The sequence below is a fragment of the Streptomyces sp. NPDC048506 genome (assembly GCF_040651315.1).
Taxonomy (GTDB): domain Bacteria; phylum Actinomycetota; class Actinomycetes; order Streptomycetales; family Streptomycetaceae; genus Streptomyces.
In genome coordinates this window covers 111,763-126,027 of record NZ_JBEZIX010000010.1, presented here as the reverse complement: position 1 = coordinate 126,027, position 14,265 = coordinate 111,763, and the positions used below count along the sequence as shown (strand labels likewise).

General features: G+C 75.5%; 10 protein-coding genes. 6 read left to right on the top strand and 4 right to left on the bottom strand.

Annotated elements, in window-relative coordinates; translation table 11 throughout:
* Entirely contained in the window at positions 1–459 is a 459-nt protein-coding gene (locus AB0C96_RS10625) for a cobalamin B12-binding domain-containing protein (protein ID WP_362915784.1), read from the top strand.
* Positions 460–533: 74 nt separating this feature from the next.
* On the opposite strand, the gene AB0C96_RS10620 is transcribed toward AB0C96_RS10625, so the two are convergent.
* On the bottom strand, positions 534–2,261 hold the full coding sequence (locus AB0C96_RS10620) for a DUF5691 domain-containing protein (RefSeq protein ID WP_362915783.1): 1,728 nt from the start codon (positions 2,259–2,261) through the stop codon (positions 534–536).
* Positions 2,262–2,339: 78 nt separating this feature from the next.
* Complete coding sequence (locus tag AB0C96_RS10615; protein ID WP_362915781.1) at positions 2,340–3,734, bottom strand: SWIM zinc finger family protein; 1,395 nt, start codon at positions 3,732–3,734, stop codon at positions 2,340–2,342.
* Between the two features lie 206 nt (positions 3,735–3,940).
* On the opposite strand from AB0C96_RS10615, the gene AB0C96_RS10610 reads away from it, so the two are divergent.
* The 5 genes from AB0C96_RS10610 (at position 3,941) to AB0C96_RS10590 (ending at position 11,309) form a co-directional block, all read left to right on the top strand.
* Entirely contained in the window at positions 3,941–5,113 is a 1,173-nt protein-coding gene (locus AB0C96_RS10610; protein ID WP_362915779.1) for an AAA family ATPase, read from the top strand.
* Positions 5,110–7,635, top strand: a complete 2,526-nt coding sequence (locus AB0C96_RS10605) for a DUF5682 family protein (protein WP_362915778.1) — start codon at positions 5,110–5,112, stop codon at positions 7,633–7,635. Before AB0C96_RS10610 ends, AB0C96_RS10605 begins: the two co-directional genes overlap by 4 nt.
* Complete coding sequence (locus AB0C96_RS10600) at positions 7,632–8,834, top strand: VWA domain-containing protein (RefSeq protein WP_362915776.1); 1,203 nt, start codon at positions 7,632–7,634, stop codon at positions 8,832–8,834. Before AB0C96_RS10605 ends, AB0C96_RS10600 begins: the two co-directional genes overlap by 4 nt.
* Before the next feature lie 135 nt (positions 8,835–8,969).
* Positions 8,970–9,866, top strand: a complete 897-nt coding sequence (locus AB0C96_RS10595) for a hypothetical protein (protein WP_362915774.1) — start codon at positions 8,970–8,972, stop codon at positions 9,864–9,866.
* Between the two features lie 93 nt (positions 9,867–9,959).
* Positions 9,960–11,309, top strand: a complete 1,350-nt coding sequence (locus tag AB0C96_RS10590; protein ID WP_362915772.1) for a hypothetical protein — start codon at positions 9,960–9,962, stop codon at positions 11,307–11,309.
* A 118-nt stretch (positions 11,310–11,427) separates the two neighbouring features.
* Here the strand turns inward: AB0C96_RS10590 and AB0C96_RS10585 are convergent, their stop codons facing one another.
* Complete coding sequence (locus tag AB0C96_RS10585; RefSeq protein WP_362915770.1) at positions 11,428–12,513, bottom strand: peptidoglycan-binding protein; 1,086 nt, start codon at positions 12,511–12,513, stop codon at positions 11,428–11,430.
* Positions 12,513–14,246, bottom strand: coding sequence for a DUF6519 domain-containing protein (locus AB0C96_RS10580; RefSeq protein WP_362915768.1), 1,734 nt, complete (start codon positions 14,244–14,246; stop codon positions 12,513–12,515). Before AB0C96_RS10580 ends, AB0C96_RS10585 begins: the two co-directional genes overlap by 1 nt.
* Between the last annotated feature and the right edge of the window lie 19 nt (positions 14,247–14,265).

Sequence of the window (14,265 nt, the reverse complement as noted above, 5' to 3'; positions counted from 1 at the left end):
ATGAGTGTGGCTCGGCAGGACGGGGCGCAAGCGGGGAGCCAGAGCACGGCGGGCCGGTCGGGGCCGATCCGCGTGGTGGTGGCGAAGCCGGGCCTGGACGGGCACGACCGGGGTGCCAAGGTCATCGCGCGGGCGCTGCGCGACGCCGGTATGGAGGTGATCTACACCGGGCTGCACCAGACCCCGGAGCAGATCGTCGACACCGCGATCCAGGAGGACGCCGACGCGATCGGGCTGTCCATCCTCTCCGGCGCGCACAACACCCTCTTCGCGAAGGTCATCGCCCTGCTGGAGGAGCGCGACGCGGCGGACATCAAGGTCTTCGGCGGCGGCATCATCCCCGAGGAGGACATCCCGCCGCTCAAGGAGCAGGGCGTCGCGGAGATCTTCACGCCCGGCGCGACGACCGCGTCGATCGTGGAGTGGGTCAACGCGAACGTCCGCTCGGCGGCGGTCTGAGGCCCCGCGCCACAGTAGACCGCACAAGCGGCACAAGCGGCATAAACGGCACAGGACGGTCGGGGCGCGGCGGATCACGGCGCGCCCCGGCCGTCTTCGGCGGTTGGCGGGGCCAGCTCCGCCTGCATCGTGGCGCGCAGCCGGAGCGTGCCCACCAGCCGCTGGAACGCCTCGGACCAGTAGCCGCCGGAGCCGGGCGAGGCGCCCTCCGGCTCGTCCGTGACCGCGGTGAGCATGTCGAGACGGTCCGCCGCCGACGGGTCCAGACAGCGCTCGGCCAGGCCCATCACCCCGCTGAAGCTCCAGGGGTAGCTGCCCGCGTCCCGGGCGATGTCCAGGGCGTCGACGACCGAGCGGCCCAGTGCTTCGGTCCAGGGGACCGCGCAGACGCCGAGCATCCGGAAGGCCTCCGACAGGCCGTGCGCCGCGATGAACTCCGCGACCCACCGGGCCCGTTCGTCGTCGGGCAGCACCGTCAGCAGCTTCGTCAGATCGCGTGACGAACCGGCCGGTGCGACCTCGGCGGACGGGTCCGGGGCACCTGGTGCGCCCAGCAGCGCCCGCGCCCAGTCGCCGTTCCGCTGGCGTACGGCGGCCCGGCACCAGGCGTCGTGCAGCTCGGTCCGCCAGTCGTCGGCCACCGGGAGCGCGACGATCGCTGCCGGGGTGCGGCTCGCGAACCGGTCGCGCCATCCGTCCAGCGGGGTCGCCTCCACCAACTGCCCCAGCCACCAGGACCGTTCACCCCGCCCGGAGGGCGGCTTGGGCGCCACGCCGTCCCGCTGCATCCCGGCATCGCACTCGTGCGGCGCCTCGACCGCGACCACCGGCGTACCGGCCGTGCGGTCCAGGCCGACGCAGGAGTGCGCGCGCCGGGCCATCCGGGCCGCGAGCGCGGAGCCGGGCAGTGCGGACAACAGCTCGGCGGCCGTGGCCCGTACGTTGCGGCTGCGGTCGGACAGCGCCTGTTCGAGGAACGGCTCGTCGGCCGGGGTGAGGTCGTCGCGCAGCGAGTCCAGGAACATCAGCCGGTCCTCGGCCCGCTCCGTCGCCCAGGTCGTACCGAGCAACGCAAGGCCCGCCTGTGGATCGTGGCGGCGCAGCGACGCCAGCAGGGCGATCCGCTCCGCGAACAGGCCCTCCTCCCACCGGCGCCGTACGTCCTCGGGGTCCTGTGCCGCGGGGTGCGCGGCCGGGCGGCCGATGCCGCGGAGCGCGAACGCCCAGTCGTCGTTGAGCCGGGCCAGCCACAGGGCGCGCGGCCCGGCCAGCGCGAGCGCCGCGGGTCGCAGGTCCGTACGGGCCCGGGCGGTGTCGAGCAGCGCGGGCAGCAGGGCGTCGGGCGCGCGGTAGCCGTGGCCGTGCGCGGCGGCCAGCCACTGGGGCAGCAGCTCGGTGAGGTCGGGGGCCGTGCCGCGGCGGCTGCCGCCCGCGCCGCCGCGGTCGGCGAGCAGCAGGGCCAGCCGGCGTCGCGCGGCCGCCGGCATCAGGGGCCGTGGGTCGGCGGGGGCGGGGGAGGGGCGTTCACCGGCCGGGGCGGGGCGCAGCGCGGCGCGCCGCCGCACCGTGCTCACCGCCGCGGCGTCCAGCAGCGCGGCCGCGGCGCTCTGCCCGGGCCGCACCGCCACCGGCGGCACCCGTCGTTCGGTCCCGAGCAGTGCCGCGCTGACGAGATCGGCCCAGGGGGCCGGGGCGGTCGCGGCGAGCGGAACCGGTGGGGCCGGGCGAGGAGCCGGGGCGGTGGCGGGATCGGTGGTCGTTCGCGGGCTGCGCGGGGTGCGGGGAGTCGTGGTGGTCGTCATGCCCTACCTCCAGGCATTCGTGCTCCAGGCATTCGTGGTGGAACGGGGTGTCCGGGCGCGGTGGTCGCGCCCGCGGGGTCACAGGGACACCGGGGAGGGGTCCCAGGCGGTCAGCGGCAGGAAGCCGCGGTGCCCGCATTCGCCGAAGACCGTGATCGGCGCGCCGCCCGATATCGCGGCCAGCTGCCACAGGCCCCTGCGGCCGAGGCAGCGCGGGTCCAGCGGAAGCGCCGACTCCCCGTCCGCGTCGGCCAGTTGCCAGCCCTCGCCGTCGCGGGCCGGTATCGGTGTGACGTCGGCGAGCACCACCGGCCAGGACTCCAGCCAGGGGTCGTCGCGCAGTGCGTCGCCGTACGTGGCCAGCGCGGCGTCGATACCGCAGCCGGGGGGTACCGGCCCCGGGGTCGCCGGGGCGTGCCGCTCGCCCAGGGCGGCGCGCAGCGGACGGGCGCCCGGGTAGTAGGCCAGCTCCGCATCGAGCACCAGCCCCGGCGGCAGGGCCAGGTCCAGGGGGCGGTGGGCACCGCCGAAGGAGAGGTGCAGCGCCATCCGGCCGGTCCGCTCGCCCCGAAGGTAGATCCTCCGGGTGGTCAACGCGCCGTCATGGCCGTCCTGTTGGGCCAGCACCAGCCAGCGGTCCCGCACCGTCGTCGCCTCGGGGTCGGTCAGCAGATCGGCCGCCTCCGTGGTCAGCCCCACGCGGGTGCGGACCGTCGCCGCGAGCGGGGCCGGCAGCCGCTCGATGCCGAGGAAGCCCTGGTTGAGGAGGTGCAGCAGGGCGCACTCGGCCAGCAGCCGCGCCGGCCAGTCCGCACCGGACGCCACCGTCGACCCCAACTCGCGTACCCGAGCAGCCAGTCCGGGCGCCTGGGCGTCGACCATGCGCGCCGCCGTCTGGTCCCAGGGGCTCTCCCCGCTCCCGGCCCCGCTCGGGGGCGCACCCCCACCGGCGCGGCCCGCCGAGGCCAGGCCGGACTGCAACAGGTCCGTCAGCCGCTGCTCCAACTCCGTGGCACCGGCGGAGATCCGCTGCATCCGGCGCTCCGTCCGCCGCCTGGCGGCCTCGGGGTCGGCCGGGGTCCGCGCCGCGGCACCGTCGCCCGGCGGCCCGTCGCCCGACCGCTCGGCGCGCTCCCGGCGGCCGGCCAGCCACTCTCCCGCCCACTGCGGCGGCTCCCCGGCCGCCGCCACCTCCTCCGTGCCCGCCCAGAGCAACAGCAGCCCCAGTGCGTGCTTGCACGGAAACTTGCGGCTCGGGCAACTGCACCGGAAGGCCGGCCCTTTGACGTCCACGACCGTCTGGTACGGCTTCGTGCCGCTGCCCTTGCACTGCCCCCACACCGCACTGCCGTCCGCGCCCGTCCCCGACCACGGTCCGGGCCCGGCGAGCTTGCCGCCAGCCCTTCGTGATGCCTCGTCAGGTGCCAGTGCGAGCACCTGCTCCGTCGTCCAGCGTTCCCCCTGCGGATTCATGTCCTCGACGCTACGACCCGGCACTGACAATCGCCGCCGACCAGCCGCGGGCGGTGAGGAATCGGCTGGTCAAGGGCGGTTTGCGGGGCGTTGTCAGTGGTGTGGTGCACGCTGGTTTCCGCAAGCGGCCGACGGGATTTCGCGGAGCCGGCCGCCGTCCGTGCGACGCCGTCTGTGCGACGCGCTCTGTGCGACGAGGGGGAGCCATGACCGAGAACACCTTCACGATGACGGAACACACCACGACGGGCGGGGGGACCGCCGCGGCGGATCATGATCCGGTGCCGGAGCCCGTCGCCGGAGCGGTCCTGCGGCCGCACGCCGAGGAGAGCTTCGCCGCGGAGCTGGCGGCCCTCGCCGCGGCCGACGACCGACCGCGTCCCGCGCGCTGGCGGCTCTCGCCGTGGGCGGTCGCGACGTACCTGCTCGGCGGCACGCTCGCGGACGGCACGGTCATCACACCCAAGTACGTCGGCCCGCGCCGGATCGTCGAGGTCGCCGTGACGACCCTGGCGACGGACCGCGCACTGCTCCTGCTCGGCGTGCCCGGCACCGCCAAGACCTGGGTGTCCGAGCATCTGGCGGCGGCCGTCAGCGGCGACTCGACCCTCCTGGTGCAGGGCACCGCCGGCACCCCCGAAGAGGCGATCCGCTACGGCTGGAACTACGCCCAGCTGCTCGCCAACGGCCCCAGCCGCAAGGCGCTGGTGCCCAGCCCGGTGATGCGCGCCATGGCGCAGGGCATGACGGCCCGGGTCGAGGAGCTGACCCGCATCCCCGCGGACGTCCAGGACACGCTCATCACGATCCTGTCGGAAAAGACCCTGCCGATCCCCGAGTTGGGGCAGGAAGTGCAGGCCGTCCCCGGCTTCAACCTGATCGCCACCGCCAACGACCGCGACCGCGGCGTCAACGAACTCTCCAGCGCGCTGCGCCGCCGCTTCAACACCGTCGTCCTGCCGCTCCCGGCGACCGCGGACGCGGAGGTCGACATCGTCACCCGCCGGGTCGAACAGATCGGCCGTTCGCTGGACCTGCCCGCCGCGGCGGACGGCACGGACGAGATCCGCCGGGTCGTCACGGTCTTCCGCGAACTGCGCGACGGGCTCACCACCGACGGCCGCACCAAGCTCAAATCGCCGTCCGGGACGCTGTCCACGGCCGAGGCCATCTCGGTGGTGACGAACGGACTGGCGCTGGCCAGCCACTTCGGGGACGGGGTGCTGCGCTCCGGCGACGTGGCCGCGGGCATCCTGGGCGCCGTGGTCCGCGACCCGGCCGCCGACCGCGTCGTCTGGCAGGAGTACCTCGAAACGGTGGTGCGCGAGCGGGACGGCTGGAAGGACTTCTACCGCGCCTGCCGCGAGGTGGGCGCATGAACGGGCACGGCAGCGAGGTCCCCCCGGCCGGGGACCGGGGGAGTGCGCGGGACGGCCGCGGGCCGGTGCTGCTCGGGGTGCGGCACCACGGCCCCGGGTCGGCGCGCGCGGTGCGCGCCGCCCTGGAGCAGTGCAGGCCCTCCGCGGTCCTGATCGAGGGCCCGCCGGAGGCGGACGACCTGGTGCCGCTGGCCGCACAGGAGGGCATGCGGCCACCGGTCGCGCTGCTCGCCCATGTGCAGGACGACCCGGCCCGCGCGGCGTTCTGGCCGCTGGCCGAGTTCTCCCCGGAGTGGGTGGCGATGCGCTGGGCGCTGGAGCGCGGCGTCCCCGTCCGCTTCATCGACCTGCCCGCGGCGCACACCCTGGCCATGCAGGACGGCGACGGGCGGCAGGACGGCGGGCAGCGGGACGGCCGTGGGCAGCAGGACGGCGACCGGGAGGGCTCCGACGAGGCCGGCGCGGCGGCGGACGGGGGCGACGTGCGGGTCGATCCGATCCGGGTGCTGGCCGAGGCCGCCGGATACGACGACCCCGAGCGCTGGTGGGAGGACGCCGTCGAGCACCGCGGCGAGGAGGGGGCGGAGGCGGACGCCGATGCGCTGGCCCCGTTCGCGGCGCTGGCCGAGGCGATGGCGGCGCTGCGCGAGGCGTACGGCGACGGCGGCCATGACCGCGACCCGGTGCGCGAGGCCCATATGCGGCTCCGACTGCGCGCCGCGCGCAAGGAGTTCGGGGACCAGCTCGCCGTGGTCTGCGGCGCCTGGCACGTCCCGGCACTGGCACGGCGCACCACCGTGGCCGCCGACCGGCAGCTCCTCAAGGGCCTGCCGAAGGCGAAGACGTCCGTGACGTGGGTGCCCTGGACCCACCGGCGGCTCTCCCGCCGCAGCGGCTACGGCGCCGGTATCGCCTCGCCCGGCTGGTACGGCCACCTCTTCCGGGCCCCCGACCGCCCGGTGGCGCGCTGGCTGACCAAGGTGGCCGCGCTGCTCCGCGAGGAGGACTACGCCGTCTCGTCCGCCCATGTCATCGAGGCGGTGCGGCTCGCCGAGGGACTGGCCACGGTCCGCGGCCGCCCGCTGGCCGGCCTGGCCGAACTGGACGACGCTGTCCGGGCCGTCATGGGCGACGGCTCCGACGCGCCGTCCGCGCTGATCCACGACCGGCTGGTGGTCGGCGAGGTGCTCGGCGAGGTCCCCGAGGACGCACCCGCGGTGCCGCTCCAGCGGGACCTCACCCGCCTCCAGCGGGCGCTGCGGCTCAAACCGGAGGCGCTGGAACGGGAGCTGGAGCTGGACCTGCGCAAGGAGATCGACGCCGGACGCAGCAGGTTGCTGCACCGGCTGCGGCTGCTCGACATCCCCTGGGGCGAGCCCGGCCGCTCCCGGGGCAGCACCGGCACGTTCCGGGAGACCTGGCAGCTGCGCTGGGAGCCGGAGCTGTCGGTGCGGGTCGCGGAGGCCGGCATCTGGGGCACGACCGTGCTCGCGGCCGCCACCGCCAAGGCCGCCGCCGAGGCGTCCGGGGCGACCTCCCTCGCCGAGGTGACCGCGCTCGCCGAGCGCTGCCTGCTCGCCGAACTCCCCGACGCCCTGCCGGTGGTGATGCGCGCACTGTCCGACCGGGCGGCGCTCGACGCGGACGTGGGCCACCTCGCCCAGGCGCTGCCCGCGCTCGTACGGTCGGTGCGCTACGGCGATGTGCGCGGCACGGACGCCGGGGCGCTGCGCGAGGTGGCGACGGGCCTGGCCGAGCGGGTCTTCGTCGGACTGCCGCCGGCCTGCCTCGGCCTGGACGCCGACGGCGCCGCCGAGATGCGCGGCCACCTCGACGCCACCCACCATGCCGTCGGCCTCCTCGCCCACCCACAGGTCCGGCCGGACCACCCCCCGGAGCCCCGGCCGACGGACCTGCGGGTGCGCTGGACCGGCGTACTGCGCGCGGTGAGCGGACGGGACGCGGTGCCCGGCCTGATCCGCGGCCGGGCGACCCGGCTCCTGCTGGACGACGGCGAGTTGGCGGACGGCGGCGCGGAACGCCTGATGGGCCTCGCCCTCTCGCCGGGCACCCCGCCCACCGAGGCCGCCGGGTGGATCGAGGGATTCCTGGGCAGCGGCGCCGGCGGGGACGGCGGCATGCTGCTGGTCCACGACGAACGGCTACTGGCCCTGGTCGACGGCTGGCTGACGCGGGTGCCGGACGATGCCTTCACGGACGTTCTCCCGCTGCTGCGCAGGACGTTCGCGGAGTACGACGCCGGGGTGCGGCGGACCCTCGGCGAGCTGGTCCGCCGCGGCCCCACGGCCGGCCCGCGCGACCCGGCCGGCGATGCCGCGGCCGCGGGAGCACCCGGCTTCGGCCCCGGCCTGGACCGCGACCGCGCCGCCGCCGTGCTCCCCACGCTGCGCCTGCTGCTGGGCATCGGACAGCACGGTTTCGCGGACGAGCCGCCGGACGGCCGGCCGGCGGCGCAGCCACCGACCCCTCGATCCCCCGACCTCATGGAGGTGGCACAGTGAGCGCCCCGACGACGGGCCCCGGCGCCCGGGACGATGCCGCAGCCGAACGCCTCCGCCGCTGGCGGCTGGTCCTCGGGGGCGGCGGCGCGGACGGCACGGGCTGTGAACTGCGCGGGCAGGACGCCGCCATGGACGGGGCGCTGGCCTCGCTCTACGGCCGGCAGCCCGCCGGCGAGAACAACGGCGCCGACGCCGGGCGGCGCACGGCGGGGCTGGGAGCCTCGGCGCCCGGCGTCGCGCGCTGGCTCGGCGACATCCGGACGTACTTCCCGACCTCGGTCGTCCAGGTGATGCAGCGGGACGCCATCGACCGGCTGGGGCTGTCCGCCCTGCTGCTGGAGCCGGAGATGCTGGAGGCCGTCGAGGCGGACGTACACCTGGTGGGCACCCTGCTCTCGCTCACCAAGGTCATGCCGGAGACCACCAGGGAGACCGCACGGGCCGTCGTCCGCAAGGTCGTCGAGCAGTTGGAGAAGAAGCTGGCGACCCGCACCCGCGCCACGCTCACCGGCGCCCTGGACCGCTCCGCGCGGATCAGCCGGCCCCGCCACCGCGACATCGACTGGGACCGCACGATCCGGGCGAACCTCAAGAACTACCTCCCGGAGTACCGCACGGTCGTCCCCGAGCGGCTGATCGGCTACGGCCGGGCCGCACAGTCGGTGAAGAAGGAGGTGGTGCTCTGCATCGACCAGTCCGGATCGATGGCCGCCTCGGTCGTCTACGCCTCGGTGTTCGGCGCCGTGCTCGCCTCGCTGCGGGCCATCGACACCCGGCTGGTCGTCTTCGACACCGCGGTCGTCGACCTGACGGACCAACTGGACGACCCGGTCGACGTCCTCTTCGGCACCCAGCTCGGTGGCGGCACGGACATCAACCGCGCGCTCGCCTACTGCCAGTCCCGCATCACCCGCCCCGCCGAGACCGTCGTCGTCCTCATCAGCGACCTCTACGAGGGCGGCATCCGGGACGAGATGCTCAAGCGGGTCGCCGCGATGAAGGCGTCCGGGGTGCAGTTCGTGACGTTGCTCGCGCTCTCCGACGAGGGCGCCCCGGCCTATGACCGGGAGCACGCCGCGGCCCTCGCGGCCCTGGGCGCACCGGCGTTCGCCTGCACACCAGATCTGTTTCCGGACGTGATGGCGGCCGCGCTGGAGAAACGGCCGCTTCCCATACCGGACATGGCGGAGCAACGGTGACCGATACCCCGGCGGGACTTGCGTGGCACCTGGCTGCTCGTGCAAGGATCAGGGCCATCGCTCGATCGCCCGCGACGTGTGTGACATCGAGGCCGTGTGCCCGGGTGTCCCCGTCCGTATGGGAAGGTCCCCTCCTTGTCTGCTGTGTTCGCCCTGCCTGCTGCCGTGCGCCTGCCGCGCACGGCAGCCGCGCGGCGCGCACTGCTGGCCGGGCTCTTCCTGGTGGGCTTCGTCGCCCTCGGCTTCGCCTTCGGTCCCGGCGCGCACGCCGATGACCGTACGGGCGCGCAGGCCCTGAGCGGGGCTGCGTCCTCGGCCCGGGCCACGGCCACGGCCAAGGAGTCCGCCGAGGCGTCCACCCCCGACCGGGCCGCCACCCGGAACGGGGAGACGGACCGGATGTCCGGCTCCGAGGCCGCCGTCGAGCGGCAGGGCGAGTCGACCGGTGCGGAGATCACCGAGCGCACGAAGGCCGCTTCCGACGCGCTGGCCGGGGCCGTGCGGCCCGCCGCCGAGCAGGCCGAGCCGGTCACCGGCGCGGTCGTCCAGCCGGTGAGCCGGGTGGTGCGGGAGATCGGCGGCACGGCCGGTGCCGTGCTGCCCGGACGGCTCCCGTCCGGAGAGCACACGGGACGGCCCGGCGACGGTGCACCGCACCAGCACGGCGCCACGCCCGGCGGCGCACTGCCGGCCGCTCCGGGCGCCGCTGCGACGGCCGCCGGCGCGGTCGCCGTCCAGCCTGCGCACTGCACCGAAGGCCCGCTGCTGCCGGCCGCCGGGCACGTCCAGGCCACCGTTTACGAGCAGCACCCGGGCGAGGGCCGGCACGGCCTTCCGGGGCAGCTCCCGCAGGGCCCGGCCGCGCCCGCTTCGCACACCGCCGGTGACGGCCATGGCCCCCGTGGCGGGGACCAGCACGCCGCCGTTCCGGCGAACTCGACGTCTCTCCGGCTGCTGCCCGGTGGCGTCCGCACGGCCGATGGCGCTCCGACGCGTCGGCGTGCCGAAGACATCCTCGAATTCCCGGGCTAGGGCAGACCGCTCCGCGTCTGTGACTGGACCTGCCGCGCGGGGGCGGGACAGGTCTGCCCTCCAACCCTCCTGAATTCGAAGGACTTCACCACCATGCGCTCGAACATCCGCCGTTCCATCGTCGTTGCCGCCGCCGCCACCGGTCTGTGGGCCCTGGGCTCCGTCGCCGCCAACGCCGCCGAGCTGCCCGGCACCCCCGACCTGCCCGCCACCGACACGGTGACCGGCGCCACCCAGCAGCTGCCGACCGGTGACGCGGCCTCCACCGCCACCGGCACCGCGAAGAACACGGTCGGCGACGTGGCCGGCAAGGCCACCGGTGCCCTCGGCAGCGCGTCCACCCAGGGCCTGCCCACCGGCAAGCTGCCGCAGCTCGGTGACGTCACCGGTGCCGTGGGCGGCGTGCAGAAGCTGGTCGGCGGCGCGGGCCTGCCGAGCACCGGTGGGGTGCAGAAGGCCGCCGACCTGAAGAAGGCCACCAAGGCCGCCAAGGCAACCAAGGCCACGAAGGCAGTCAAGAAGGCCGGTAAGGCCGCCAAGGCCGTCGACCTCGGCAAGCTCGGCCACCTCACGGACGGCAAGCTGCCCTCCGCCCCGTCGCTGCCCGCCACCCCGGGCGTGCCGTCCACCGGCCTGCCCCAGCTGCCCAAGGCCCCCGCGCTGCCCAAGGCGCCCGGCTCCGCCGACAACCTGCTGGCCGGTCTCGCCGGTGCCGGCGTCCGTCCCGAGCAGCTGACCAAGCAGGCCCAGGCCGCTCTGGCCACCGCCCGTCCGGTCGTCGACAAGACCGCCGCCGATGTGCTGCCGCCGGTCGCCCAGCGGGTCGTCGTCAAGGTCGTGCCGGTGGCCCAGGGCGCGGTCGGCGGTGCCGGTCACCTCGCGGGTGACGCGGCCGGCCAGGCGACCCCGTTCGTGACCGTCGTGGCCGGCCAGGCGCAGCTGTTCGTGCAGGGCACCGCCGGTGACGCGGTGCCGTTCGCGCAGGGCGTGGCCACCGACGCGGCCGCCTTCGCGCAGGGCAAGGCGGGCGACGCGGTGCCCTTCGCCCAGGACAAGGCCGGTGACGCGGTGGCGTTCGCCAAGGGTGCGACCGCTGACGCCACCCCGTTCGCGCAGGGCCTGGCCACCGTCGTCGTGACCGACGCACGGGGCATCGCCGCCAAGGCCGTTGCCGGTGTGCGGGGCGCGACCCCGGTGTCCGTGCCCGCCGTCCCGGCCGTGCCCGCGGTTCCCTCCGCGCCGTCGGTCCCGTCCGCGCCGTCCGTTCCGTCCGCGCCGTCGGTCCCGTCCGTCCCGTCCGTGCCCGCTGTCCCGGCCGACCTGACCGACGCGGTCGCCGTCCCGGCCGTGCCCGCCGACCTGGCCAAGCTCACCAACGCCGCCAACATCCCGGCCCTGCCGGTCCTCCCGGCCCAGCCGACCCTGCCGGTCCACGGCATCTGAGCCCAAAGGGCTGACACCACCGGCTCGTCGGCCGCGGCGGCAGCCGAAAGCCGGAACACCATGAACAGCCGGGCGGACCTCTGTGGGGGAGGGCCGCCCGGCCTTGGTGTTTTCGGGATCAACTCGCCTGCATCCGCTGGGTGTTGGGGACCCTGAGGCGTTCCCAGCTGACCCGTCCCGGCACCCCGTCCGCATCCTTGCCGCGGAAGCCGAGCTTGCGCTGCCAGGCCGCGTACGCCTTGCGGTGCGCCTCGGTCCACTCCGGTGCCGGCTCGCCCCGGTAGTGGCCGCACCCCTCGGCCACCAGTCGCCTGCCCATCGCCGCGATCGCCGGGCCGGACGCCCCGGGGCGGAAGAAGTCCCGCCCGGGGAACGGCTCGTACGGAGGGTGCTGCGGTTTGGGCGGCACCGGTCGCGTCGTCCCGTCACCGGAACCGGAGCCGTCACCTGATCCGTCACCGGAGCCACCCGATCCCGGGCCGCCCGAGCCGCCCGGCCCCGAGCCGCCCGGCACCGAGCCGCCTGGCCCCGAGTCACCCGGCCCCGGACCGCCGGAGTCGGTGCCCGGGCCGGTGGCCCCGTCGCCCGGATGCGCCGGGCCCTCCGCCGGCTTCGCCAGTCGTTCCTTGATCCGCCCCCGCAGTGCGTCCATCACGATGCCGCGCGGATCGACCTTGCCCGGCTGCCACTCCTTGTGCCCGATCACCGAGCGTTCGCTCCAGCCGTGCGCCCGACAGATCGCCGCCGACACCTTCTCGATCGCCAGGCGCTGCTCCGGTGGCCAGGGGTCCTTGCCGTCACCGAGGTTGATGCACTCGAAGCCGTAGAAGTGCCGATTGCCGTCGGTGTCCGCGGCGTTGTCCTCCGGCAGCTCGGGATCCTCGTTGATCACCGCCTCCAGGACGTCGCGGTCGCCCAGCCCGGCGTGGTTGGCCCGGCCGTTGCCGACGAGATGGACCTCGCCCCGCTTGTCGATCACTCCGTGGCACAGCGGCCCCGGCAGGTCGGAACGCCCGTCGTAGCAGAGGTCCACCGAGCTCTCGGTGCCCTCGGTGGCCGTGTGGTGGATCATCACGCCGTGCAGCAGGCCCCAGCGGCCCTTCGTATTGCGGTTGTGCCGACGCCAGTTGCGGACCTCGTGGACGACCAGGCCCTCCCCGCGCAGGGCCCGTAACAGCGCACTCGCGGTCAGCGGCGCGGCCATCAGCCGGCGCCGCCCTCGTCGACCGCGGCCTCGGCCTCGGCGGTGGTCTGCGACCGGCTGCGCACCGGTTGCGCCGGGTCGTGGCCGGCACCCTTCGCGTCGTACCCGGCGCCGCTCGAACCGTCCGCCGCGCTCCCCGCCTCCTCCTCGGCCCGGGCCTCCGCCTCGGCCGCCAGCGCCGCGTCGTCCGCCGCCGGGACGTCCGCCGCCAGCGGCCGGAACGCCTGCCGCAGATCGGGTTCGGCCTGCTCACCGGCCACCCACGCCAACGGCGCGAAGTGCACCGCGATACCGGACGGGTGCTCCAGCAGCGGACGGCGCGCGGCGTCCGTCGGCCACTCCACGCCGCCGGTGGCCGTGCGCGCCGGGACCAGCCAGTGGTCGCCGGTGCGGTAGTCGCCGTCGGGCGCGAAGTACACCTCGACGCCATCCTCCAGCGGCAGCCACTCGCCCTCCCGCACCGGCAGCGCGCCGTGCTTGAGCCGCCCGGCGGTCCCACGGGCGCGCGACTCGGCTGGAGCGGGGAGGTGCCCCGATCCGCGCCGGACCGTCTTGTGGCTGCCCTGGTGGTGGTCCCAGCGGCGCAGGAACGGGTGCAGCTCGGGCCGCCGCCCGACGCCCGGCGCCGGCTCGTCGGACAGCCGCACGCGGCGGCCCGGCAGGTCCAGCTCCTCGACCCGCAGCAGCGGGGCCGGCTCTCCCCGGCTGGTGTAGGCGGTGTCCACGAACTCCACCCGGTCCCCGACGTTCAGATCCAGCTTGTCGTCGCCGCCGAGGGTCGCCAACTCCACCCAGGTACCGTCCAGTTCGTCGACCGGGAAGGTGACCGAGCCGTTCTCCCTGGACCACTTGAAGGTGGCGTCCTGCGCGCTGCCCGGGTCGTGCACCTCGATCCGGTAGAGCTGGTTCTCCGGCCCGCGGTAACGGGCGTCCGGGGCGACCAGGCAGGGCTCGTCGTCCGCGTGGTCCGGGCGCTCGCTGCGCGCCGCGAGCCGGGAGCCGGGCGCGGCCGCCTTCCGCGCCCACGCGGTGAAGGCCTTGCGGATCTCCGCGACCGGCGGGGTGTGCTCGGTCAGCCCCAGTGCGGAGGCGGGCAGCGGCAGCACCTGCCACACCACCTTGGTGCGGGCCGCGGTGTCCGGCAGCGCCGATCCGAGCGCCACCTCGCGCAGCGCCGGGTCCTCGGCCGCGGTCACCAGCCGCTCCCACACCTTCAAGTAGACCAGGTACGGAAAGGCGCTGGGCAGCCGGTCGCCGGGCCGCTCCGGGTCCCGGAACCCGTCCGGCTGGTCCCAGTACGTCCATGTGGTGGGGGTCGCGTCCGGCTCGCCCGCGCCCTCGCCACCGGCCCGGCCCGCGGCGCCCGCGGCGCCCTCCGTGCTGCCCTGTCCGTCGGTGGCGTGGTCGTCGGCCGCACCGTGCGACGGCACCGGCACGCCGGGCTGCGGACGGGTCGCCTCGCACAGGATGCCGTCCACGTAGTAGCGGCCGCCCCCGATGGTCAGGTCGTCCAGCTCACGGCCGCGGCCCTGCATGGTGATCTTGAAGCCGGTGGCGCCCTGCGGCCCGCCGTGCTGCCCGATCAGATCGGCGGCGAGGGTGCGGGCCTGGAACAGCTGGATCGCGATCTGCTCGTTGGCGTCGGCGTCCAGCTGCACCCGGCCCTGCTGGGCGACGACCGCGGAGTAGTGACGCTCCGGCCGGTGGGTGATGCGCGAGAGATCAGCGTGCATGGAAGGGGTCCCCCTCGTA

What these genes read in the sequence shown, in the direction of transcription:
- AB0C96_RS10625 (WP_362915784.1), top strand. Translation starts at nt 1, where the DNA reads ATGAGTGTGGCTCGGCAGGACGGGGCGCAAGCGGGGAGCCAGAGCACG.
- AB0C96_RS10620 (WP_362915783.1), bottom strand. Translation starts at nt 2,261, where the DNA reads ATGACGACCACCACGACTCCCCGCACCCCGCGCAGCCCGCGAACGACC.
- AB0C96_RS10615 (WP_362915781.1), bottom strand. Translation starts at nt 3,734, where the DNA reads ATGAATCCGCAGGGGGAACGCTGGACGACGGAGCAGGTGCTCGCACTG.
- AB0C96_RS10610 (WP_362915779.1), top strand. Translation starts at nt 3,941, where the DNA reads ATGACCGAGAACACCTTCACGATGACGGAACACACCACGACGGGCGGG.
- AB0C96_RS10605 (WP_362915778.1), top strand. Translation starts at nt 5,110, where the DNA reads ATGAACGGGCACGGCAGCGAGGTCCCCCCGGCCGGGGACCGGGGGAGT.
- AB0C96_RS10590 (WP_362915772.1), top strand. Translation starts at nt 9,960, where the DNA reads ATGCGCTCGAACATCCGCCGTTCCATCGTCGTTGCCGCCGCCGCCACC.
- AB0C96_RS10585 (WP_362915770.1), bottom strand. Translation starts at nt 12,513, where the DNA reads ATGGCCGCGCCGCTGACCGCGAGTGCGCTGTTACGGGCCCTGCGCGGG.
- AB0C96_RS10580 (WP_362915768.1), bottom strand. Translation starts at nt 14,246, where the DNA reads ATGCACGCTGATCTCTCGCGCATCACCCACCGGCCGGAGCGTCACTAC.